General features: G+C 56.2%; 21 protein-coding genes and 1 riboswitch. Of the genes, 14 read left to right on the forward strand and 7 right to left on the reverse strand.

Features of this window, described 5'->3' with window-relative positions; genetic code table 11:
* Nucleotides 1-34 precede the first annotated feature (34 nt).
* Nucleotides 35-1,255, forward strand: a complete 1,221-nt coding sequence (locus LL947_RS13415) for a GAK system CofD-like protein (protein WP_499833471.1) — start codon at nucleotides 35-37, stop codon at nucleotides 1,253-1,255.
* 70 nt (nucleotides 1,256-1,325) lie between these two features.
* Nucleotides 1,326-1,826 carry a CIA30 family protein gene (locus LL947_RS13420; RefSeq protein ID WP_499833472.1) on the forward strand — a complete coding sequence of 167 codons (501 nt, stop codon included), beginning with the start codon at nucleotides 1,326-1,328 and terminating at the stop codon, nucleotides 1,824-1,826.
* On the opposite strand, the gene LL947_RS13425 is transcribed toward LL947_RS13420, so the two are convergent.
* Nucleotides 1,823-3,220 (reverse strand): MFS transporter, encoded by a 1,398-nt coding sequence (locus LL947_RS13425; protein ID WP_404414585.1) that lies wholly within the window; start codon nucleotides 3,218-3,220, stop codon nucleotides 1,823-1,825. The genes LL947_RS13420 and LL947_RS13425 overlap by 4 nt on opposite strands.
* Before the next feature lie 273 nt (nucleotides 3,221-3,493).
* Here LL947_RS13425 and mgtE point away from each other — a divergent pair, with 273 nt between their 5' ends.
* Complete coding sequence (gene mgtE / locus LL947_RS13430; RefSeq protein WP_290822423.1) at nucleotides 3,494-4,852, forward strand: magnesium transporter; 1,359 nt, start codon at nucleotides 3,494-3,496, stop codon at nucleotides 4,850-4,852.
* A 30-nt stretch (nucleotides 4,853-4,882) separates the two neighbouring features.
* A complete protein-coding gene (locus LL947_RS13435; RefSeq protein ID WP_499833473.1) occupies nucleotides 4,883-5,224 on the forward strand; it encodes a hypothetical protein in 342 nt (113 codons plus the stop codon).
* A gap of 53 nt (nucleotides 5,225-5,277) precedes the next feature.
* On the opposite strand, the gene LL947_RS13440 is transcribed toward LL947_RS13435, so the two are convergent.
* Entirely contained in the window at nucleotides 5,278-5,469 is a 192-nt protein-coding gene (locus LL947_RS13440; RefSeq protein ID WP_290822426.1) for a hypothetical protein, read from the reverse strand.
* A gap of 295 nt (nucleotides 5,470-5,764) precedes the next feature.
* Here LL947_RS13440 and LL947_RS13445 point away from each other — a divergent pair, with 295 nt between their 5' ends.
* The 7 genes from LL947_RS13445 to LL947_RS13475 all read left to right on the forward strand — a co-directional run bounded on the left by LL947_RS13445 (nucleotide 5,765) and on the right by LL947_RS13475 (nucleotide 12,904).
* On the forward strand, nucleotides 5,765-6,814 hold the full coding sequence (locus tag LL947_RS13445) for a homocysteine S-methyltransferase family protein (protein WP_404414591.1): 1,050 nt from the start codon (nucleotides 5,765-5,767) through the stop codon (nucleotides 6,812-6,814).
* Between the two features lie 243 nt (nucleotides 6,815-7,057).
* Nucleotides 7,058-8,149, forward strand: coding sequence for an OmpA family protein (locus LL947_RS13450; protein ID WP_499833474.1), 1,092 nt, complete (start codon nucleotides 7,058-7,060; stop codon nucleotides 8,147-8,149).
* 66 nt (nucleotides 8,150-8,215) lie between these two features.
* Nucleotides 8,216-8,485 carry a hypothetical protein gene (locus LL947_RS13455; protein WP_499833475.1) on the forward strand — a complete coding sequence of 90 codons (270 nt, stop codon included), beginning with the start codon at nucleotides 8,216-8,218 and terminating at the stop codon, nucleotides 8,483-8,485.
* Nucleotides 8,486-8,552: 67 nt separating this feature from the next.
* Entirely contained in the window at nucleotides 8,553-9,137 is a 585-nt protein-coding gene (locus LL947_RS13460; RefSeq protein WP_499833476.1) for a helix-hairpin-helix domain-containing protein, read from the forward strand.
* 293 nt (nucleotides 9,138-9,430) lie between these two features.
* Nucleotides 9,431-9,922 carry a DUF3015 family protein gene (locus tag LL947_RS13465; protein ID WP_499833477.1) on the forward strand — a complete coding sequence of 164 codons (492 nt, stop codon included), beginning with the start codon at nucleotides 9,431-9,433 and terminating at the stop codon, nucleotides 9,920-9,922.
* A 76-nt stretch (nucleotides 9,923-9,998) separates the two neighbouring features.
* A complete protein-coding gene (locus tag LL947_RS13470; RefSeq protein ID WP_499833478.1) occupies nucleotides 9,999-11,855 on the forward strand; it encodes an Lnb N-terminal periplasmic domain-containing protein in 1,857 nt (618 codons plus the stop codon).
* A gap of 120 nt (nucleotides 11,856-11,975) precedes the next feature.
* A riboswitch (TPP riboswitch) is annotated at nucleotides 11,976-12,076 on the forward strand.
* Nucleotides 12,077-12,124: 48 nt separating this feature from the next.
* Complete coding sequence (locus LL947_RS13475) at nucleotides 12,125-12,904, forward strand: 3-oxoacyl-ACP reductase (protein WP_290824016.1); 780 nt, start codon at nucleotides 12,125-12,127, stop codon at nucleotides 12,902-12,904.
* A gap of 39 nt (nucleotides 12,905-12,943) precedes the next feature.
* On the opposite strand, the gene LL947_RS13480 is transcribed toward LL947_RS13475, so the two are convergent.
* On the reverse strand, nucleotides 12,944-14,176 hold the full coding sequence (locus tag LL947_RS13480; RefSeq protein WP_499833479.1) for an NAD(P)-binding protein: 1,233 nt from the start codon (nucleotides 14,174-14,176) through the stop codon (nucleotides 12,944-12,946).
* A gap of 294 nt (nucleotides 14,177-14,470) precedes the next feature.
* Here LL947_RS13480 and LL947_RS13485 point away from each other — a divergent pair, with 294 nt between their 5' ends.
* Together LL947_RS13485 and LL947_RS13490 are read left to right on the forward strand one after the other, a co-directional pair.
* The gene (locus LL947_RS13485) at nucleotides 14,471-15,580 is read left to right on the forward strand and encodes an acyltransferase family protein (RefSeq protein ID WP_499833480.1); all 1,110 of its coding nucleotides are present in this window, start codon (nucleotides 14,471-14,473) and stop codon (nucleotides 15,578-15,580) included.
* Between the two features lie 102 nt (nucleotides 15,581-15,682).
* The gene (locus LL947_RS13490; RefSeq protein ID WP_499833481.1) at nucleotides 15,683-16,786 is read left to right on the forward strand and encodes a serine hydrolase; all 1,104 of its coding nucleotides are present in this window, start codon (nucleotides 15,683-15,685) and stop codon (nucleotides 16,784-16,786) included.
* Nucleotides 16,787-16,960: 174 nt separating this feature from the next.
* Here the strand turns inward: LL947_RS13490 and LL947_RS13495 are convergent, their stop codons facing one another.
* Entirely contained in the window at nucleotides 16,961-17,191 is a 231-nt protein-coding gene (locus LL947_RS13495; protein WP_499833482.1) for an HP1242/YdcH family protein, read from the reverse strand.
* A 418-nt stretch (nucleotides 17,192-17,609) separates the two neighbouring features.
* Between LL947_RS13495 and LL947_RS13500 the strand changes: the two genes are divergently transcribed.
* Nucleotides 17,610-18,479 carry a helix-turn-helix transcriptional regulator gene (locus LL947_RS13500; protein WP_499833483.1) on the forward strand — a complete coding sequence of 290 codons (870 nt, stop codon included), beginning with the start codon at nucleotides 17,610-17,612 and terminating at the stop codon, nucleotides 18,477-18,479.
* A gap of 114 nt (nucleotides 18,480-18,593) precedes the next feature.
* On the opposite strand, the gene LL947_RS13505 is transcribed toward LL947_RS13500, so the two are convergent.
* Genes LL947_RS13505 through LL947_RS13515 form a run of 3 tightly spaced genes read right to left on the reverse strand, consistent with a single transcriptional unit; the run spans nucleotide 18,594 to nucleotide 21,348 of the window.
* A complete protein-coding gene (locus LL947_RS13505; protein ID WP_499833484.1) occupies nucleotides 18,594-19,886 on the reverse strand; it encodes a pilus assembly protein TadG-related protein in 1,293 nt (430 codons plus the stop codon).
* Nucleotides 19,887-19,888: 2 nt separating this feature from the next.
* Nucleotides 19,889-20,377, reverse strand: coding sequence for a TadE family protein (locus LL947_RS13510; RefSeq protein WP_499833485.1), 489 nt, complete (start codon nucleotides 20,375-20,377; stop codon nucleotides 19,889-19,891).
* Between the two features lie 53 nt (nucleotides 20,378-20,430).
* The gene (locus LL947_RS13515) at nucleotides 20,431-21,348 is read right to left on the reverse strand and encodes a tetratricopeptide repeat protein (protein WP_499833486.1); all 918 of its coding nucleotides are present in this window, start codon (nucleotides 21,346-21,348) and stop codon (nucleotides 20,431-20,433) included.
* Nucleotides 21,349-21,351 lie beyond the last annotated feature (3 nt).

Here is a 21,351-nt window from a genome sequence, read left to right on the forward strand (position 1 = left end):
TGGATAAGCCTTCAACGACCTGAAAGGACACCGGATGAAAAACAGCCAACAACAGCCCCTGTGCCTTCAGATACCCCGCGACCCTGCTCGGGGCCAGGCGCTGCGTCTGGCCAGATACCGCAAGGCACCCGAGCTTGGGCCAAAACTGCTTTTCTTCAGTGGCGGTACTGCCTTACGGCGCTTCTCCGAAATATTGACGGACTATACCCACAATTCCATTCACCTTGTCACTCCTTTTGACTCCGGAGGCAGCTCTGCCGAGCTGCGCCGGGCCTTTGCCATGCCGGCAGTGGGCGACCTGCGTGCGCGCTTGCTGTCGCTGGCAGATGATTCGGTGACCGGCCACCCGGACGTGGCCGCCCTGTTTTCCCATCGCCTGAACGGGTCGGCGCTTGAGCAGGACCTGCTGGATCTGGTCAATGCTAAACATCCGCTGATCAAGGCGATTGCCGAACCCATGCGATCTCTGATTCAAAGCTACCTTGCCGCCTTCAGCCAGCAGATGCCGACAGATTTTGATCTCGCCGGCGCCAGCGTAGGCAACCTGATCCTGACGGGTGGCTACCTGATCCACAACCGCTCGCTGGATCCGATTGCTTTCCTGTTCGGCCAGCTGATCAAGACACGCGGCACGGTCCGCACCACCACCGACGTTGACCTGCAACTGGAAGTCGAGCTTGAGAATGGCCGCACGATTACCGGTCAGCATAATTTTACCGGTAAGGAAACCGCCTGTATCGATTCCCCGATCCGCGCCATCAAGCTCACCGGGGAAGCCGATGATATTGATACCCTGGATGCTTCCAGGGTCTGCAAGGAAACCCTGACACTGATTGATTCTGCCGAGCTGCTGGTGTTTCCACCGGGCAGTTTTTACAGCAGCATTATCGCCAACCTGCTGCCCAAGGGCGTCACCAAGGCCTTGCATAAAAACCCGTCACCCCGAGTTTATGTACCCAGCCTGGGCACCGACCTGGAGACACTTGGCATGACGCTGGCGGACCAGGTTGAGGTACTGAACCAGCACCTGACAGGCAAACCGGCGGCCAAGACACCCGTCAGGCATCACGCGCGAGGCGCCATCGACTTTGTGCTATTTGATTCCCGCTTGCTCAAGGTCTCACGCGATCAGCGCAACCGCATCAGTGACGAGATGGGTGCCCAACTGCTGGATACGGACCTGGCTAACGAAACCGGTGACGCCCACCTCTATGACGATACCAAGCTCGCTCAGGCGCTGCTCGGGCTGACCTGACCCCTTGTGCAAACAGACTTCAACGACCACTGTAGACGCGCTCCTATTAGTCAATCTCACAGGAATCTGTATGGCACTTATATTTAAAACAGCCGACGAGCAGCATCGCTGGTTCGCGGTCGATGACGGGGTCATGGGCGGTGTTTCGCAGAGCACCTTCAGCGTGAACGAGGGCTGCGGCTGGTTTCACGGAGAGGTATCACTGGAAAACGGCGGGGGGTTTGCTTCTGTGCGCCGCCAACCTGATGAATTTGAAGTTAGCCTTACCCGGGCAGCCGGTATTCGCCTGACCGTCAAGGGCGACGGCCGTGCCTACCAGCTGCGCCTGAAAAGCAGACAGTTAAGTGACGCCTGTGCTTACCGGGTGATCATGACGCCGCCAGCCGATGAATGGCAAACCCTGACTTTTCCCTGGCAGGCGTTTGACGCTATCAGGCGGGGCAGCCTGCTCACCGACGCCCCACCCCTGGAGGCAGACAGCATTACCCAGCTCGGTTTTCTGATTGCTGACCGAACCGCTGGCCCCTTCTGCCTGGGGGTCCAGCGGTTGGAACTGTCAGATCATCTTTAGCGACTGTCCGACTTATCGGACTGAGACTCGGATTCCGATTCAGTTTCCAGCTCAGTTTCTTCTGAGTCTTCCTCCTGAACAGGGTCAGGGTCAGGGTCCAGCGGCTCTCCTTCCTCATCCACCAACTGATGATCATAGGCGGCCTGGAGACCCGTATCCTCCGGCTGCGGCTCTTCCGGTTCTTCCGTATCGGCTACCGCTTCCTCACTCTCGGTGATGCTCTCTGTCCAATCCGCAAAGTAGTCGATATGCCCGGGATATATCGGCGACAGCACCGCCACCAGAATGCCGGCGGTAGCGAAAATCGAAAAGGCTTCGGCATAACCGACACTTTCCACCAGCATACCGATAACCGGAGATCCGGCTGCCTGCCCTAACGCACAGGCCATGAAGGGCAAGACAGGGCCGATTGATAACCGTCCCGGCAGCAGGCGGATACCGGTCATTAGATAAAGGCCGGTCAGGCTCATATAGGCCAGGCCAAACACCAGCGCCGAGAATATTGCCAGCCCCAGATTGCCGGGGCTGGCTGCCAGCAGTACCAGGCTGGATGCCAGCATCATCAACATCAGGGCCTGAGTGATGGGTGGGTTGTTACGGTCAGCCAGGTCACTGACGACAGCGCCCCCCAGGCCGGCAAGGCCAGCGGCAAACCACAGCCAACCGGTATGATTAGAGGCCAGAGCCCCCAGGTTGACCGCCAGATCCGGCGCAAACAGCCAGTAGGGTGCCGAAACAAACCCCATGGCAAAGGCAAACAGGGTCAGCCGGATCAGGCGCGACCACTGAGATCGTGTCAGACTGGGGGGCGGCGCAGCGTTCGCGGGTATGACCCTTGAAACCGAAGGAATGAAGTACCAGGCCGCCACGACCCCAAGAAGGGCCAAAAACGCAAAGCCTTCATAGGTGATCCGCCAGGCATCAGACAGGAAAACAACCGTCGGCACTGCCACCATGATGCCGATGCTGGTCCCGGCATTCATGATCGAGCTGACCCGCCCATGCATGCTCCGGCTGACCACGGACTGCATGGCGGCGGTCAGGGCAGGCATCATCAAACCGGTGCAGATACCGCAGACAAACACGCCAACGCCCAGCATGATGGCATTCACCGATTCACTGATCAGGCCAAGGCCAACCACCCCCAGGAAACCGGACAGCACCGCCAGATAACGTGCCCCCATGAGATTGGCTGCAAACGGCGCGACGGCGGTCGCCAGCACAAAGCTGATAAAAGGCAATGCACCGATGATACCCACCAGGTAGGCTGATAGATCAAGTTCTGCACTGATCGAGGGCACAAAAAGCCCGAAGGCAAAACGTGCCAGACCATAACTGATGGCCACCAATGCCGCACCGAATAAGGCAAATCCCATGCTCGACAACGCTCTCATTGCGGGTACTCCTTACGGTGATCGTAATACCAGACGGTCGTCCTGAGACCAGGTCGCATTCTCTCAGCGACATTCGCAATGAGCAATGCAAGAATCAAGCCCCCAGCCGGAATCAATACGCCAACCAAAGGTCAGTCGTACACGTTAGTTACCGGCAATTTTCAGGCCACCCCAAACATTTTGTCATCTTAACCGTTTACAATCGGTCTCTACTGAACCCGGTTTACTGAAACCGGGTTTTTAGAACACCATCCCTGCTACAAGGATGCTGCCATGCGCGACGATACGCCTTACAACCAGACAGAAGAGCAACTCCTGCAGCTTCAGCGGTTACTTGAGACGTCTGATGGATCAGGTATCGACGATCTTCTGGCGGGCATGGATGTTCAGGACATTGTTCGTACCCTTGAATCCTTTCCGGGCAAGACACGCGACCTGCTCTGGGAGTTTGTGCCAGAGGCCGTGGTCGGCGAAGTGCTGGCCGAAGTGGATGAAGACATCCGCGCTGATTTCATCGAGCCTTTATCCGCTGACGACATCGGCCAGATTGTCAAAGGCCTGGATGCTCAGGACGTTGCTGAAGTCCTTGACGTAGCTGACGACGACATCAGAACCAGCGTCTATGCCAGCCTGGATGAAGGCATTCGCGCCCAGGTTGAGTATCTGCATACCTATGAAGAAGATGTGGTGGGGCGCTACATGGACCCTGAAACAGTTAACGTCAAACAGGGCGTCTCGCTTGAAGCCGTGCAGCGCTATATCCGCATTCATCACCTGCTTGATGATGAATCCCAGCAGATCATGGTGACTGACAAGGACAAGCGCCTACTCGGCACCCTGACGCTGATTGACCTGATCAAACAGCCTCAGGAAGCCGTGATTGATCACTATATGGACGAGCCCTTTACCTTGAGCGACCAGATGAAGGTAAACGAAGCGGCCTCGATATTACGCTCGAAGGAACTGGCGTTTGTGCCTGTCTGCAACAGGGAAGGCATCCTCGTCGGGCAATTGAACGTCGCCGACGTGCTGGAAATTACCCAGGACGATGCGGATATGACCCTTAAACACATGTCCGGCGTCAGTGATGAAGAGGAAGTGTTTACCCCCATCATGCGCAGTGCCAGAAGCCGCGGTATCTGGCTGGGGATCAATCTGCTGACAGCCTTCCTGGCAGCCACAGTGATTGGCCAGTTTACCGAGGTGCTTGATCAGATCGTCGCATTGGCCATTCTGATGCCGGTGGTAGCCAGCATGGGCGGCATTGCCGGCAGCCAGACGTTGACGGTGGTTATCCGCGGCCTGGCGCTAGGCCAGCTGGCCGGCAACAACAAGCGCTGGCTGTACAACAAGGAAATGTGGGTAGGCATGATCAATGGCTTGATCTGGGCACTCGTCGTCGGAGCGATTTCCCAGCTCTGGTTTGATAACCCCATGATTACCCTGGTTATCACCCTGGCCATTTTTATCAATATGAGCCTGTCCAACCTGGCCGGCGTATTGATACCTCTGATCTTGCGGCGCCTGAAAATCGACCCCGCCCTATCCGGCGCGGTCATCCTGACCACGGTGACCGATATTGTCGGCTTCCTGTCCTTTCTGGGCCTGGCGACGCTGATTATCCTTAAATAACTGGTGGTACTAGAACACAAGGAGGGCAAAATGCCGGCGGATAGCGACCTGAACCTTCGCCTACGTCATTATCTCAACGGGCTACCACCTCAGGCGCTGCCTATTACCTACCAGCAGGCCGCCGAGGCACTTGGCCTGTCACCGCCGCGTACGATTCGACGCGTGGCAGTAGCACTTGAGACACTGATGCAGGAAGACGTGGCCGCCGGTAGGCCAATCCTGGCCACCCTGGTGGTCAGTCGCCGTGGCGACCTGCCCGGCGCCGGTTTTTTCGAACTTGCCGTGGCCCTGGGGCGCTTTCCCGCCAACCCGGCAGAGCACAGGGCAGCCTATCAACGTGAATTTGCAGCGGCCATGGCCCAGAGAGAATGACGTGCCTTCTGCTGTCTGAGGGCCTTGACGATCAGGTGCGTCAACCCCCTCCTTCAGCCCGGTTTTCGGGCGCTGAAATCAGGATACACATTCACCACTTCAAACTCGTCCCCATGCTCACACGACAGGGCATCGGCAATGCCCCCCGCATTCGCCCAGGCGCTTTCCGAGTTAAAAGCCTCAATCACCTTCACCACTGCCTGCTTGGTGCTGGACTGCTCGATTATGACGCGATATCGGTTCATTACTTAACCTCACTCACAGGGGAGACATCACGCGATCGTGCCACTGATCGCCGTGAGATCTGTGTTCACAGTTCACACTCTATCTCACCTACCTTGGCCTTCGGTAGTAAAGCGCTCGCCGGTGACGAAAAGCCTCCCTGATTTGACCGCGCCATTATTGATAGTTTTCCATGGCCAAGCCAATAAAATGAATTCTATTCATTATTAAAGGGTGAAACCTTCATTGGTCACGGCGGATATCGGGCTGTCAGAATAATTCCTCGATAACCCCGGAACACCCTAGAGGCATTTCTTCATGGCGAACGACCTTATTACTCAACGACTCGATCAAGGGCCGCTGATCTGCGCGGAAGGCTTTCTGTTTGAGCTGGAACGGCGCGGCTATCTTTCTGCTGGCGAGTTCGTGCCTGAGGTGGCCCTGCTACGCCCGGACGCCCTGGAAGCCCTGCACCGTGATTTCCAGCATGCCGGCTCCGATATCGTCCAGGCCTTCACCTATAACGGCCACCGCGAAAAACTGCGCGTGATCGGCAAGGAAGACAAGCTGGAGCCTCTTAACCGGGCAGCGCTAAAGATTGCCCGCAAGGTGGCCGATGACCAGGAAGGCAACCTGATGGCCGGCAACATTTCCAACAGCAACATCTGGGACCCTGAAGACGCCGTTTCCCAGCAGAACGTTCGCGCCATGTTTGATGAAATGGTGCAGTGGGCCGCCGAGGAAGGCGCTGACTTTATTATCGGTGAAACCTTCTATTACGCCGATGAAGCCCAGGCGGCCCTGGAAGCCATTCGGGCCAAGGGCTTACCGGCGGTGATCACCCTGGCCCCCATGGCCGAAAACCGCATGATGGACGGGCCGGGTATTGTCGAAACCTGCCAGGCACTCGAGCAGAACGGCGCCAGCGTGGTGGGCCTGAACTGTTTCAGAGGCCCCGATACCATGCTGCCCTGGATTCAGCAGATTCGCGACGCCGTCTCCTGCCACGTGGCCGCCCTGCCGGTGACCTTCCGCACCACCGAACAGGAACCGACCTTCTTCAACCTGTCTGATCATCAGGGGTGCAGCTGCCCGTCTCCCCATGGCCGCCCCTTCCCGACGGCACTGGACCCGCTGTTCTGCAACCGCTATGAACTCGGCGCCTTTGCCCGTGATGCCTATGCCAGCGGCGTCAATTATCTTGGGGTCTGCTGCGGTGCGGCGCCCATGCACATTCGTGAAGTGGCCATGGCGGTAGGTCGGGAACCCGAGGCCGCCCTGTTTGCCGAACGCATGCACAACCACTTCATGTACGGCAGCCACGAACGCCTGCCCTCTCATATTGCCGCTCTCGGCGACAAAGCCTGAGCAAAAAGTGAATCAGTGCCGGTCGTCTTTCCAGGCGACCGGCCAGTGGCAACCAAAAAACCACCTTATTGGTTCAAGATACTCGCCAGAGCCGCCGCCATCCATAAGCGTTGAAACGTATAATAATGTTACTTTTCGCTTGATGGGTGATCTCCTGCGTTTTGCTTTGTTACTGCGCGTGCGATGATGCCTTTTATGCGCAAACGGTTATACACCTGCGCGTAGGCACAGGAGAATCTCGGAATGCGCGCACTAGCAGGTATCCTGGTTTTGATGGGGGGCATCGCAGGATTGGCCGTTTGGGGAGCCACCCATCAGGCGAGAGGAATTGAAGAGAGAATAGACACCGAGGCGCAGCGCCTTGTCAGTAAAGCCCCTCACCAGATGGATGTCGCCGTGTCAGGACGAGACATTACAGTGACCGGCGTGGCCATTCAGGAGGAAGAGCGTGCCACGCTGCTAAGCGCACTCGACAAGATCCAGGGGGTACGCAGAATACACGATGCCATTGACCGGATCGACACTGCCAGACCCTATCTTTTCCTTGCCACGCGTAAAGGGGGTGTTACCACCGTTAATGGTCACCTACCCGATGAGCGCCTGCGTGGCCACATCAAGAATACAGGGGTTGATGGAAGCGAAACGCTGGCGATTGCCCGGGGCGCCCCCGAGAACTGGGTAATTGCCGCGACCTCCGGCATCAAGGCACTGAACAGACTGGAAAACGGTCTGCTGCGGATTCAGGACACGCGCATTCACTTGACCGGCACCGCCTCGGCACCCGATCAGCGTCGTAACGCGCTTGATCACCTGGCGACACTGCCAGGCACATTTGCCACCCTCACGCGTGTTGATATGCCTGATGACGCTACCCTGCGCCACAACCCGGCTACCGGTAACGCTGATCAATTCCTCAATGGGTACGGGCTGGCCCAACCTGATGTCACACCGGGCCTGGCGAGCTGCACACGCCAGTCAGATGCCCTGCTGAAAGCCAACAGAATTACTTTTGTATCCGGTTCTGCACAGCTCGAACCGCGTGCAGTCGATACCGTCAATCAGCTTGCTGCTATCGTCAGCCGCTGCGTTGACGGCACCGGGTTCACGGCTGAAATTGGCGGACATACCGACAATACCGGCAGCCAGGCCATCAATCAGGCGATCAGCCTGGATCGGGCGCAATCGGTCAAGCAGGCACTCGAGTCACGCGGAATACCCGGCGAGGCGCTCGATGCCGTGGGTTATGGCCAGCGCCAACCTGTTGCCGACAATGATAGCGAGGCAGGCCGCGCTGCCAACCGGCGTACGTCCATTACCTGGTCTGACCGCAAGTGAACGGACACGCCATGCATCAGGGTCCTCGGCCCTGGGCCGCAGAGTGACAAGAAAAGGGGAAACACAATGCTCCAGGATCAAGTTTTTCTGATCATCGAGATGGTCATATTGATTGTTCTTGCCGCGCTGCTGGGACTGTTGGTTGCCTGGCTGATATGGGGCCGCCATAAGGAACCCCACCGGGAGTCCAGCGCTGGCAATGAAAAACAGGCCATACAACTTGAAAAGGCCCTACAGGATTGCCAGAGGAAGCAGGCCGAAAGAGACACCCGACGGGCAGCGCTGCAAGAGGATCTTGAGGCTCTGGACAAGGTAATGCGCGACACTGCCCGATAGCGTATCGGGTCATCAGGCTCTGTTGGCCGCCTGCAGGCAGCCACCTGGATAATAAAGGGTAAAGGCAATGTTCAAGGATTGGGGATTTCTGGTCACAGAGATGATCGAGCTGTTGATCATCGCAACCCTGCTAGGGCTGATAGCAGGCTGGTTGATATGGGGGCGCCAACATCGGCCAACCAACAGCAACGATGCCCTCAGGCAAGGCGTTACAAGACAGCAGGAAACCTTGAGGGCATGTCAGGCTCATCTGGCGGAGACGGACACTGCCCTTGCGGCCCTACAGGGAGACCTTGATGCCCTGAACACTGCACTGCAGGATGCTCTGTCTTCGTTACAGGCCGTCAATCTCATCGGCGCCGATGACGATGTCATCGAAGAGGTCGATGACCGCTTCAAGCCTGCCGTGCTGGCGAAACCAAGAAACGGCCAACCCGATGACCTCAAGCAGATTCTCGGCATTGGGCCAAGGCTTGAACAGCGGTGTCATGCCCTCGGCGTATTCCATTACGACCAGATCGCCCGCTGGACAGAAGCAGAAGTGGCCTGGATGGATGCCAACCTTAATGGCTTCAAGGGGCGCGTCAGCCGCGATCATTGGGTACAGCAGGCAAAGCAGCTGACCCGGGAACATCCCTCAAAAACCGCCTGACCCTCATCAGATTCCAGAAAACGTGCCCCCTGCTCGTTTACTTGCGCTTGTTGTGTGCGATATAGCTTACACAAGGTGTCGGCTTTTACTGACATAACCAAATAATAATTTGGAGTAGTATAAATTCGTTAAAAGTTATTAACTTTTAACAACATATTAAAACCAAGCAAAGCTTTACGTTCTTGTCTTTACGGCTTGCGCAGCAAGTAGTGACGTAGAGTTTCGGGATTCACTGGCCCATTCCATCAGATAAATAATAAGGTCAGTACACTCAACACCAAGGAACTTAAAACATGAAGTTTGTAACAATTTCTGCGGCTGCTCTAGTTGGCAGCTTTATGATTCTGGGCACGAGCAATGTTTCTGCCAATGAAGATATCAACCCTTGGCAACATTGCGGTATTGGTGCAGCCATCTTTGATGACAACGAGACTGCCGCGGCTCTTTCTAACGTTATATGGGACCTTGGTACCACTGCGGTGACCTCTGCCACCATCTCACCCGACACCTGTAATGGTCAAAACGTCAATGTTGCAAAATTCATCGATGCAACTTATGAACAGTTGGCCATGGAAACTGCCATGGGTGACGGTGAGCATCTCTCTGCAGCCCTTGACCTGATGAACTGTGGCAGTGATTCAAGCGCAAGCGTGATTACCCATCTGCGTAGCGATCTTGAAGATGCCAGTGCAGCAACAGGTTATGCCGACCAGGCACACGCTGACAAAGCCTTTCAGTATTACAACAGCCTGAACCAGGCTGCCGCTGACTGCGCCACCAGCTAAGCCATTTAAGGGGCCGGGAAAACCTCTGGGCCCCTACTCTCCCTCCCTCCAGAATCTCTACAAGGATAAACCGATTATGCGACGCCTTCTGGTGGCGCCACTGATGTTGTTATGTCTGGACATCAGTGTCGGACAGGCTTCCGATGCACCATTATCGGAGCATCCTCAATGGCTATCGCTGCTCCATTTCGATAATAACAGTCTGTTCAGCGAACCACGCAGTGCCGTTCTGGATGGCAACTTTTTCCTGGCAGACAGCGGCCACCAAGATCCTGCCGCTGAACTCGATGCAACATTAGCGGCACTCCGCAGTGCCCCAGAAGAGGGTAAACCCCATGCCCGCTGCCGTTTTCCTGCACGTGCCCTTTGGCTGAGCAGCCAGACCGGCGAGCGGTGGCCAGATGCTGATTGCCCAGAATGGGAAACCTGGCAGCAACAACACGCCGGTGCCGAGGTAGGTTTGATGTTTGCCTCTGGTTACCTGGGCAACCCTGCCTCTTTCTTTGGCCATCTGATGATACATCTGGAACAGCAAGGCGCGCAGCAGGATGCTCCATTGTCGCGGCTTCTGGATACCAGCCTCAACTTCGGTGCCAACGTGCCCGAGAATGAAAACATTGCAGCTTATATGGCCAGGGGACTATTCGGTGGTTACGAGGCAAGATATTCCCGTGCGCCTTTCTACCGTAACACTGCACTTTATTCCGAACGCGAAATGCGCGATCTCTGGCACTATCAGCTATCACTGTCAGACACCAGGCGACAACTTTTGGTGGCTCACTTGTTCGAAGTGATCGGCCAGAACTACGACTACCTTTTTCTGAGCGAGAATTGCGCTTCGCGCATCGCCCGCACGCTGGAACTCGTTATCGAGGAAGACCTGACGCCAGACAATGCTCCATGGGTGGCTCCTGAAACGCTGGTTCGTGCCATCAGCCAGGCAACCATCGAGGGCCAACCATTATTAAAGAAAACACAGCATGTGCCCTCACGAAGGCTGCAAACTGAATGGCGCTTTCAGGCATTGACTGCGCAGGAGCAGGAAGCGGCTCAGGCGTTATGGCCTGCAATTGACACACTCAACCTCTCAGCGCCTGCTTTTCAAGAACTGAATACTGCCAGTCAGACAGCCGTATTGGATACGTTATTAGGGCACGCTGCGTTCCTGCGACAGACTGGCGATGAACCTGAGATAGCCGAGCTTGAGAGGCAGCTGCTACAGGCTCGCCTGAAACGTCCAACTTCAGGCAGGCAAGCAAAACCAGGTGACCGGGTGCCGCTACATGACGTCAATTCACCCGCTCTTATACGCCTTGAAGGTATATATAATGAAGAGCTTGGCGCAGCAGGCCGGTTAACCTTTCGGCCTCTGCAATATGACCTGCTCGACAGCAATGATACCCGCATGCCCAGCGCTGCTTTAGAAATAGGACGTATTGAAATTGATGTCGACCAGGATGAGCCAAGGCTAAGTCGCCTGGTACTGTTTGATGTTACCAACTTGCACGCGCGCAGCGTTCCCTTGCCGGCACTACCCAATGTGGCATGGCACGCCTCGGGTGAGATCCTACCCAGTCATCTGGGCTGCCAGCATTGCCTGGAAGGTCAGGTGACTCTCCTGGCCGGAAAATCCCATCGGCTAGGTCGCCATCTGCCATTCGTCATGGTCGGGGGTCGATTGCGCAGCGAACGCTACCAGGCGGGCCCTTTACCCGTCGTCAGCCAACTGGGTGTACTGTCAGACTGGGGAGCGGGTCACAGAACATTGCTCGAGATCAATCACGCCAATGCATTTAAAGGCGCGGATAGCCGCCGTACCTACCTGAAACTCCAGCACCGTCTGGCACTGGGAGATCAGATGGACATGCGTGCCGGTATTGAAGCAGATGAAGACGCTCACGAGGTGAGCCTGGGTTTTTCATGGTATTTCTAGGATCTGTTGACAACTCATTGTGATCTGGGCCGTGCTGAGCCAGGCAGGACACAGCACACCAGCAACCAATAGACGCCTCCTAGGCTAGTTGCGGTCTGGGCCGGGCGTAGGATACATTTGCTCAACGACACGGGGTGCCCTGATAAGACACCAGGGCTGAGATAACACCCGCTGAACCTGATCCAGTTCATACCGGCGAAGGGATGTCATACACGCGGCCATTCATGTCCTCGGTAGGCATCCTTGCCATTTACAGGGAACCTGCCCAGATGCCTACATCTCTTGCGTTACCGCTTCACCAACACGTTGTGCTGATTACCGGCGCCAGCCGCGGCCTGGGCGCATGCCTGGCGCGTACCTTTATGGCCGAAGGCGCATACGTTGCCGTGAACTACCTGAACAGCCGCGAAGCGGCACAGGCCGTGGTGGCACAGGCGCCGGAGCGCGCTCTGGCCATTCAGGCGGATGTGCGCGACCCGGACGCAGTAAGCGCCATGTTCAGCGCTGTGCAGGCCCATTTCGGAAGGCCGGTAACCACCCTGATCAATAATGCACTTCCGGACTTTTCGTTTAACGGCGATGCACGCCCCACCGCCGACACCCTGAACTGGGAAAACCTTGATCAACAGCTGCAGGGTACGGCACGTAGTGCACTCAACACCATACAGGCAGCGCTGCCAGGCATGCGTCAGCAGGGCACCGGGCGGATTATCAATATTGGCACCAACCTTTTCCAGAACCCGGTGGTCCCCTACCACGACTATACGGCGGCCAAGGCCGCGCTGCTCTCGCTTACGCGTACGTTGTCCAACGATCTGGGGCCTGACGGCATCACGGTCAACATGCTGTCGGGTGGGCTGCTGCGCACCACGGATGCCTCTGCCGCGACGCCTGAGGCTGTTTTTGACCTCATCGCTGCGAATACGCCCTTGCGCCGGGTCACCACCCCGGAAGAGTTTGCCGATGCGGCCCTGTTTTTTGCATCGCCCTGGAGCCGAGCGGTCACTGGCCAGAACCTGGTGGTGGATGGCGGACTGGTCAAGAACTGATATCGCCAGGGTGATGGCCGCGTGAATGATGGCTCAGCGCTACACATCACCCATGGCCTGGGCACGAATAGCATCTGCCGCATGGGTTCCGGATAGCAGCGCGCACTCACAGCTGCCCATTCGCGCACTGGTACTGGTGTAGTCCCCACAGAAAGCCACTCGGGAGGTGGGACAAAGCGATAGTGCCCCTGGCAAAGGCTGCCCCTCGGGAAAGGCATTACCCCAACGGTGCAGCAATGGGCCCAACCCATAGCGCGATTTTTCAATGACTGGCATCCCAGGGATGTCGCCTAGCGCGGTTAACATTTCATCGACAATGGCCTCTTCTCGAGCGCTATCCGATGAGGCATCACCCACCCTTGCCGCACTGGATGAAGCCCCATATACCCCGGCATTGCCCCGGGCGTAATCGATCGTGGAGTGCAAAACCACCGAGCAACTCTCCGGGCCACACGGCTGGATTGAAATCTTGGCCAGAACACTGTGGTGCTCGACCCGGCCATCATTGAAACCCAGACGCTGCCATTGCTCAGCCTCATTACCGGTGCAGTGCATCAAGACTGTGAGCACCGGCGCTGCCGTTTGCCCGGCGATGACCGCAAGGGCTTCGTTTAACTGCGCGTCTGCAAGCTGCGAAGCCACTGCGACAAGCGGCGGCTCACCCCCAAAGGTGTCCGACCAGCGTGGATGGGCGACACCACTACCGGCCACCACCAGCCAGTCGGCACGCCCGACCTCTTCGGCGTTTTTATCCCGAAGTATCCAGGGAGCCTCCTCGCCATCTGATCGCGATAGCCCCCTGATCATGGTTGAATACGCTGAATTGATGCGCGGCAGGCGTGCGTTGTGATCATCAAGCATCAGAGCCCCGGCGATGGCGGCCATCTCGCCGTTGATACCGGTAATCAGCGCTTCACCGGCCAGCCGCTCACGGCGCTGGCAAGCGCCGGTGTTGCCATCGAGCACACAGCGAACCCCCGTATAGGGCGTGATGCCATCACCCAATGATGACAACAGCTCCAGCCCCTCAGAGGTCGTGATATCCGCATAGGGCGCTCCGTGGTTGATGCCCAACGCCGGGATCGCCCGTGTCTTTCGGGTTGAAGCCCGGCCACCGGGGCCACGGCCGATCTCGTAGAGCGTGATGCGGTCAAGTTGCTCAGGCATCGTCAGTGACAGCTGTCTTGCCGCGGCAGCGCCGGCGATGCCATTGCCGATGATGGCAACGCTGAGACCAGGCTTCGAAAAAGAATCAGAAGAGGAAGAGACCATTGATATAGACACCTTGTATATCAGATATTTAAAGAATGCCTTTCGCGCTTAACCGGGCACAAGGATGACACACATTTGACACTACCAAAAAAAGGTCTGCGCATTAACATAAGCCTCTGAAAGGGACACTATACGTATGGGCGCCGCTCAACGCGAAGCCCCCTGGCCATTAACGTTTCCGGGAATGCCGCGCAATGACGCGACAAACGCTTTGATTTGAGGTCATAGGCGATAACCATCAGGGTAATGTTCTGGCAGCGCATGCGGGATACCCCCGGATATAAGGAGATGCGAATGGCGATAACCTGGAATGAAAGGCCCCAGCTTCCCAAGGCCGACGGTCGTATTGCAGCGATTGATCTGGCCCGCGGCATCGCCATCGGCTTGATGATCGTCAGTCACTCCGTCAGTGGCCTGGTCGGCATTCGTAACGTGCCGGAGTGGGGCATGGTGCCGATTCACCTGCTGACCAAATTTTCCTCATCGCTGTTTATTCTCGTGTTCGGGGTGGCCCTGGCGGTGGCCTTTCTTGCCCATGTACAGCGAGACGACTGGCCAAGGCGGCGGCTGAAACTCTGGCTGCGCGCGTTGGAAGTCTGGTTCTGGTACCAGGCACTGCTGATCGTGGAAATGCTGCCCTTCAACACGCCCAGTGAAATCGCCGACACCCTCTTCTATGGCGGCTTCGGTATCTGGGTGGAGATTCTCGGCTTTTACGCCATCGCCCTGCTCTGGGTGCCCTTGATCCTGCCGCTCTGGGCGCGGGCCCCCCTATGGAGCCGGCTCGCTGTCATCGCCCTGCTCACCGCCCTGGCCACCTGGCTGCAGGGGCTATCATTTGGCGGCAACGACACCCTCAAGGCGTTGCTGGTCGACCATCAGGACTACTACGCCTGGGGCCAACTGAGCCGCGCGCCGCTTATCCTGATGGGCCTGTTGCTCGGCGAGGCGGTGCTGCGCTGTTCAGGGGTACCAGCGCTGCAAAAACGCCTTTTCCTGATTCTGCTAGGCCTTGGCGCGCTGATGATCGGCGGCTTTTATGGCCTGGCGCTGAGCGGCGGCGATGTTCACGCTGCCATGTTGGCGGTGGCCAATAATGAGGGCAAACACCCGCCCGGGCTGGCCTTCATGCTGTTCAGCCTGGGGGGAGCGCTGGTGCTGTTCGCGCTTGCCCTGGTCGGCGGCAAACAGGCAGCCAAGGCACTGATGCCCATCACTCTGGTAGGTTCAGATGCCCTGAAGGCCTTTATCTTTCATATCGTGGTGATTTTTCTGATGCTGCGCTTTGTGTGGCAAGGCGAAGGCGCCTACCGCTACCCGGAGGCCCTGGGAATAGGTGGTTTACTGATTTTGGGGGCCGCCGCGTGGATCTGGCTGACCCGTACCATGGCGGCGTACCGTTGATCAGCGCAGCGGATCGCCGGCGTCTAAAACAACCGGTAATGAAAGGAGACAGACATCTTACAACCAGCCAGTCAAGACAGGAGAAAACGCCCGTTACGCTTTTTGAGGTTAGCCGGGCGAGCAGGCCTGGCCGCGTGGGTCGCTTTCTCCACATTCTTTGCCCCGGGCGCCGCGTCCGGCTATGAGGCGCATTGGTATCATGAAATTGATAAACGCAGCGCCTGGCAGCCTGATCTGGATGCCCGCCTCAAGGAGGTAGAGGCGCGCTTTGCCGGTGATATCGGCGTTTATGTGCAAGATCTGGCCAGCGGCGAGGCCTATGCCTGGCGGGCCGACCGGCCCTGGTATCTTGCTTCGCTGATCAAGGTACCCGTGGCCGCCGAGGTACTGGGCGCAGGCGTGCCGCCCCAGGAGCGCCTGACCCTGGCGGAAAGCGACTATGTAGATGGCGCCGGGCCAACCAACTGGCACGACCCCGGCACCCCTCTCTCGGTGAGCTATCTGCTTGAACACATGATCAGCGTCAGCGATAACACTGCCACCGATATACTGATTGATCGCGTCGGGCTTAATAACGTCAATCAACGCGCCCGGGCCATGGTAGCTGCCAGTGGCGGCGACCCCGAGGCGCTAGGGCCCATTACCCGGCTGGTGGAGGTGCGCCAGGGGGTTTATGGCCAGCTGCATCCCGATGCCCGCTCTTTAGGCGGTATGGACTTTATCGCCCTGCGCCAATCACCGGTGAGCCAACGCCACCAGGCGCTGGCAAAGCGGCTGGATGTGTCACCCCAGCGCCTCCACCAGCCCGATTATCATCATGCATTTGACGCCTACCATGCCACTGGCGAAAACACCGGCACATTGAAAGCTTTTGGCGATGTACTGGCAACCCTTTACCACGGCGCAATGCCCGACATTCAGGGCACTCCCCGTGCCAAGCTGCTTGCTCTGATGGCCAGCACCACCTCCGGAGAGAAACGCCTCAAACAGGGGCTGGGTCAGCAGGTACACTTTGCCCACAAGACCGGCACCCAGGACAGGCGCAGCTGTGATGCAGGGCTGGCAGCGCATGACGCCAAGCCTGGTAGCGCCTGGGCCGTGGTGGCCTGCACTCAGGGGCCGGATGCTGTCAGTCAACATGAGCAGGCGCTGGCGGAAGTGGGACAGGCCCTGCGACGCAGCGGCGCTCTGGGTACCCCCTGGTAAGCCAGCGTTTTTCGGGGGAGTTAGCGAAAGCTTTGGTATGTCAGCAAAATATGTGTACTGTGGCAGAGTCTCAGGCGTCGATATGGCTGAGGCAACGTCTCGCTAATGGTGGCCCTCTAACCAATGGGGCCCTGCCACAGCCATCAGGAAATATCGGCAATTACCCTGCGGTCATCACAGGTAGGTAGCAATCTTGTCTTTAAGTGCCAGACGCTGTTTACGGGTGTCTTCTTCGGTATGCGTAGCGACAGGTTCAAGCTCTGTTTCCATGCGATGAATCTGGCGGTTCACTTCATGGTAGTCCTCTACCAGCTTCGCAAAGTGCGCGTCAGACTGTTTCAGGTCATGGATGCGCTCAGCATGTTCAGGAAATTCTTCTGCAAGCTCATGTGGCGTGTGGCTCATTTTAAAACCTCATCTGGGTGTTATTAAAAGCGTCAACCTCCACCGTAACAGTGGCGTTGTTTGCCCGCCAAGCCTTTTCTTATCCAGCAGCTACTCCAGAGACTTTCAGTAATCTTCTTGATAAAGCTTGTTTACAGATAACCTAAAACTAACCGCATCATTTTCAAAATGATATAATACTTAATGCCCGCGCTCGCAGAATAAAACTTACAAGACATCTCAAATTTAGTTGACCACTACACAAGGTTAGGCCGAGGTTTAACCAAGGATCACCACGTTTAAAAAATAACGCTCAATTACTTTTTGTAACATAAATAAATAATCTAGGTTCGGCGTATTTAAAGACGCAATCTGCCCGTTTACTAGGGGGTAAAAAAATGTTAATACTTCATGTTTCGCACCTACGCGAGAGGTTCTTATGGCTGTTCATAATTACATACTTGTCGTATTGCGAACTCTGCATGAGCCTATTGAAAGTGATTATCATGACGTTTTAAGGAAGCATGGTTATCATCTTGAGCTCGTGGCGCCTGAACAGGATCCGCTCCCATTGATCCAGAGCCGCCCCCCCATAGCTGCCTGCTTTCAGTACGACTATCCAGATCTCAAAGGCCTTTCGGGCCTGCGTGATACCAAACAAGCCTTTCCTTCTACGCCTCTGCTAATGGTCACTCAGGCTCACTCCGAGCAGCTTGCTGTATGGGCCTTCCGCGCCAGGGTATGGGATTACTTCGTTCACCCATTAGATATGACGCGATTCTTGGCCGTTTTGGATACGCTGCGAGGCATGCGTCTGCCGGAAAAAGCAGTGTCCGTCGATCGCACTGTTGCCGAGGTCCAGAGCAACATTCCGCCTGAGGCACGGCATCACTGCTCGGGATCCGTTAATGATAATGCGCGCGTGCAGCTTATCATCTCGCACATCGACCTGAACCTTCACAACAAGATTACCCAAGCCGACGTAGCCGAACTTTGCGGGCTGAGCGGCTTTCAATTCAGCCGCTTCTTCAAACGGATGACCGGAATCACCTTTCAGGAATACCTTCTAAAGCGGCGTATCATCGAGTCCATGCGGCTGTTGGACAACCCCAAGGTCTCTATTACCGACGTCTGCTTCACGGTAGGCTTCCGCGATCTTTCCTACTTCACCCGCACCTTTCAACGCTATGTTGGTAAGCCGCCGTCTCGTTATCAACTGGAGGCGGCAGAATCGGCTAATGCAGTATCGAAGGTTAAACCCTCTCCTCCAACGTCGGCCCTGACAGATTTCACGCAGCTACTCAAATAGCACCCCCCGTAGACGCAAATACGTCGCTCATGAAATAAATTAAATAAAAACAGTAACTTTAAAGCGAATGTAACGCCAGCCTTTGTCTCGGCCATGATGAAACGTCAACTGGCCCTAGTTCACCAGTACCGGTATCTGTGCCAGGATGCCGAAGTTTTCGCCTCCGGTTTGCCCCTTGGGTTCCTGGTAGCTGCAGCTAGGCAGAAAGTAGATAGATTTCTGTCGCCACCCGCTTTCCTTGGATTGGGAGTCCCAAGTGGCCAGACTCCCGTCCGCATCTCTTAGATTCATCGTTTCCACAAAATCGTCCCAACGCGCAGCGCCACTTGAATTGTCATTACTCCAGGTGCCCGGGGAGCTGTCATCGACATCTCGTGGAGGCAACTCCATCTGCGTTGGCGCATCGTCGTCAATCTTATTGCTTTGATCGACGATCCAGGCAATATTCAGGTCCACTGCGCCCACCAGTGGATTACTGGGAGCGACGCCATTCTCGCAATCCACAACGGGCAAGGTCATGCTCCATAAACGTTCTTTATCGGTTTCCTTCTCCCAGCAATCGTACAATGCTTTGAAAGCGGCCTGCACCTGACCGTTGTTGGTAGCAATGTCCTCGCCGAAGTTCATCTCTTCAGGATTACCGTCGCCACAAATCAGGTTCTTGAGTTCATTAGAATTTGTAGCACCGCTATCACCATGCTCGAAATTCGTCCAGCCGCCGGTCTGGTCTCCTTCGGGAATGAAGCGTCCCACATCACAGGAATACGCATCACCTTCAAGCAGGGCCTGACGACACATGGCAATCGGTTGATCGACATCTTCGGGCCTAAGAGAACCGGCGAAGCCGATATAAGCAACCGAACTAGCGGTTACCTCGACCTCGCCAATGCCCAGCACCTTGGCAAAAAACGTCTCCACGGGCGTTGCCTGACGCCCTGTCTCCACTTTTACTGCATTAATAAAATCTATATTGAGATCAAGCTGTTCTGTGGTCTGCTCATCAAGGTCGACAGGATCCGGTGAAGGGTTGGGGGTAAATGCCTGGTTGGCAAAACTCCAGTGCCCTCTCTGTGCGCTTAATACCTCCACCTTGTTGTTCTGGCTTTGATTGTCCTCAGCCGCCAGGGTTGCGAGCAGGTCAGCGCTATCGATGACTTCGTCACACATGCCATCATTGACACGGCTGCCATCCTCGCAATAAAGAAACCGAGCGCCCGCCAATGCCCCGGCATCCGCTGAATTTTGCAATTCATTTCTGGCGACGAAGAGATTACCCACATCGATTGCCAGCGCTGCAAAACCTAACAGCCCGAGAAGTGAGACAAGCACCAACACCGTTGACACACCCTGCTGGCGTTTCCCCACCCCTGAGACTTGGCTTCCTGAACTTCCGCTTTGTGTTTTCATTTTTATTCCGCCCGCATGCTGGATACGGCTTGTATTTCAATGAGGTCACCCAAAGTACCCACAAAACCTGGCAATAGAAGAAAATCGTAAGGGTAATCAATGGTAACGACCACCTCACTACCCGGTGACATACCGGAGTCAGATCGGGAAATATCAATTTGCATATCTGCCGGGCCACCCAGAGAAATTAAGTTCTGTTCAGCATAGCGACAAACAGCTTCTCTAATAGATTCATCTTCACCTTGTTGAGCCTCGCCGCATTGAAACGTACTATCTAACGGTTCATTACGAGGTTGAGGACGAAAAAGTATGCCGTTTCGCGCACCCTCTCGGCTGGCGTTGGTTAAAATAGCCTTGTCGTACAACGCCACACTGAACTCAATGATGCCGAACAGAATGATGAACAGCAGTGTGGACGAAATGGCAAACTCAACGGTCTCACTACCTTGCTGTTTGCGTTGAGAGCTACCTTGCAATCGATACCTGTTCATGACGCCTGCCTCCGCACCTATCCAATCCCAGTGATGATTGATCCAACCGACTGCTACCGCCGCATGAGCTTGTCCAGCGTCTGGGCATTCTGACTGGCGGTGACGTAATAGGCTGGCGAGAGTCGCATGGCTTCCTCAAAGAACCCCATGGCGTCGTCGTAGCGGCCTTCAAGCATCGAGATATAGCCGATGTCATTGAACGCCTCGGCGCGCCCACCATTGCGTGCCACCGCCTCAACGGCGGTTTCAAAGTCGCCTTCTCGCGCATAGACCAGGCCAAGGTTTCGCCAGGCCAGTTCATAGCCGGGGTTAACACCTACAGCTCGGCGTAACGAACGCCGCGCCTCTTCCCAATCGCCTGCCAGGTAGCGGGAATAGCCCAGATTGTTTAACACCAGCGGGGTATCAGGGCTCATCTCCAGCGCCTTCTCGTAGTGGCTCTGTGCCAATGCGTAGTCACCACGCATATCGGCAATCACGCCAACCGCGTTATACGCCTGCCAAGGCGCGTTACCCTGGGATACCAAGGGTTGCAACTGTTGCTCGGCAGCATCGAAAGATTGCTGTTCAAGCAAGGTAACCCCCAGGGCGGTACGCGCGCCTAGATGACTGTCATCCACTTCCAGTGCCCATCGATAGGCTTGCTCGGCCAGATCATGATTACCCCGGCTGTGATGAATGATCCCAACCCGGTAAAGCGGGTCGGCCTTGGGGGTCTCTTCCATACGTAAGCCGCGTAAATACTCGAAAAGCGCCCGATCAGGATCCTGAGCACGCAATGCATCTGCCCCGTTCGAGTAGGCTTCCTCTGGCGAGGCAACCGGAAACGCCGTGCTGTACTCCACTGAAGAGCCTTCGCTGTCCAGAGCGGCATATGGATCCGAGCCTGCCGGCTGATTGCTGGTCGCACAGCCACCGAGCCCCAAGGACACCAGCAATACACAACTCGCTTGTTTGACTTTATTCATCATTGA

Source organism: Halomonas sp. BLK-85 (assembly GCF_044792155.1).
In the GTDB taxonomy this organism is placed as follows: Bacteria; Pseudomonadota; Gammaproteobacteria; order Pseudomonadales; family Halomonadaceae; genus Vreelandella.

Bases quoted from the DNA above. Each gene is read 5' to 3' on its own strand.
- LL947_RS13415 (WP_499833471.1), top strand. From the start codon at position 35: ATGAAAAACAGCCAACAACAGCCCCTGTGCCTTCAGATACCCCGCGAC.
- LL947_RS13420 (WP_499833472.1), top strand. From the start codon at position 1,326: ATGGCACTTATATTTAAAACAGCCGACGAGCAGCATCGCTGGTTCGCG.
- LL947_RS13425 (WP_404414585.1), bottom strand. From the start codon at position 3,220: ATGAGAGCGTTGTCGAGCATGGGATTTGCCTTATTCGGTGCGGCATTG.
- mgtE (WP_290822423.1), top strand. From the start codon at position 3,494: ATGCGCGACGATACGCCTTACAACCAGACAGAAGAGCAACTCCTGCAG.
- LL947_RS13435 (WP_499833473.1), top strand. From the start codon at position 4,883: ATGCCGGCGGATAGCGACCTGAACCTTCGCCTACGTCATTATCTCAAC.
- LL947_RS13440 (WP_290822426.1), bottom strand. From the start codon at position 5,469: ATGAACCGATATCGCGTCATAATCGAGCAGTCCAGCACCAAGCAGGCA.
- LL947_RS13445 (WP_404414591.1), top strand. From the start codon at position 5,765: ATGGCGAACGACCTTATTACTCAACGACTCGATCAAGGGCCGCTGATC.
- LL947_RS13450 (WP_499833474.1), top strand. From the start codon at position 7,058: ATGCGCGCACTAGCAGGTATCCTGGTTTTGATGGGGGGCATCGCAGGA.
- LL947_RS13455 (WP_499833475.1), top strand. From the start codon at position 8,216: ATGCTCCAGGATCAAGTTTTTCTGATCATCGAGATGGTCATATTGATT.
- LL947_RS13460 (WP_499833476.1), top strand. From the start codon at position 8,553: ATGTTCAAGGATTGGGGATTTCTGGTCACAGAGATGATCGAGCTGTTG.
- LL947_RS13465 (WP_499833477.1), top strand. From the start codon at position 9,431: ATGAAGTTTGTAACAATTTCTGCGGCTGCTCTAGTTGGCAGCTTTATG.
- LL947_RS13470 (WP_499833478.1), top strand. From the start codon at position 9,999: ATGCGACGCCTTCTGGTGGCGCCACTGATGTTGTTATGTCTGGACATC.
- LL947_RS13475 (WP_290824016.1), top strand. From the start codon at position 12,125: ATGCCTACATCTCTTGCGTTACCGCTTCACCAACACGTTGTGCTGATT.
- LL947_RS13480 (WP_499833479.1), bottom strand. From the start codon at position 14,176: ATGGTCTCTTCCTCTTCTGATTCTTTTTCGAAGCCTGGTCTCAGCGTT.
- LL947_RS13485 (WP_499833480.1), top strand. From the start codon at position 14,471: ATGGCGATAACCTGGAATGAAAGGCCCCAGCTTCCCAAGGCCGACGGT.
- LL947_RS13495 (WP_499833482.1), bottom strand. From the start codon at position 17,191: ATGAGCCACACGCCACATGAGCTTGCAGAAGAATTTCCTGAACATGCT.
- LL947_RS13500 (WP_499833483.1), top strand. From the start codon at position 17,610: ATGGCTGTTCATAATTACATACTTGTCGTATTGCGAACTCTGCATGAG.
- LL947_RS13505 (WP_499833484.1), bottom strand. From the start codon at position 19,886: ATGAAAACACAAAGCGGAAGTTCAGGAAGCCAAGTCTCAGGGGTGGGG.
- LL947_RS13510 (WP_499833485.1), bottom strand. From the start codon at position 20,377: ATGAACAGGTATCGATTGCAAGGTAGCTCTCAACGCAAACAGCAAGGT.
- LL947_RS13515 (WP_499833486.1), bottom strand. From the start codon at position 21,348: ATGATGAATAAAGTCAAACAAGCGAGTTGTGTATTGCTGGTGTCCTTG.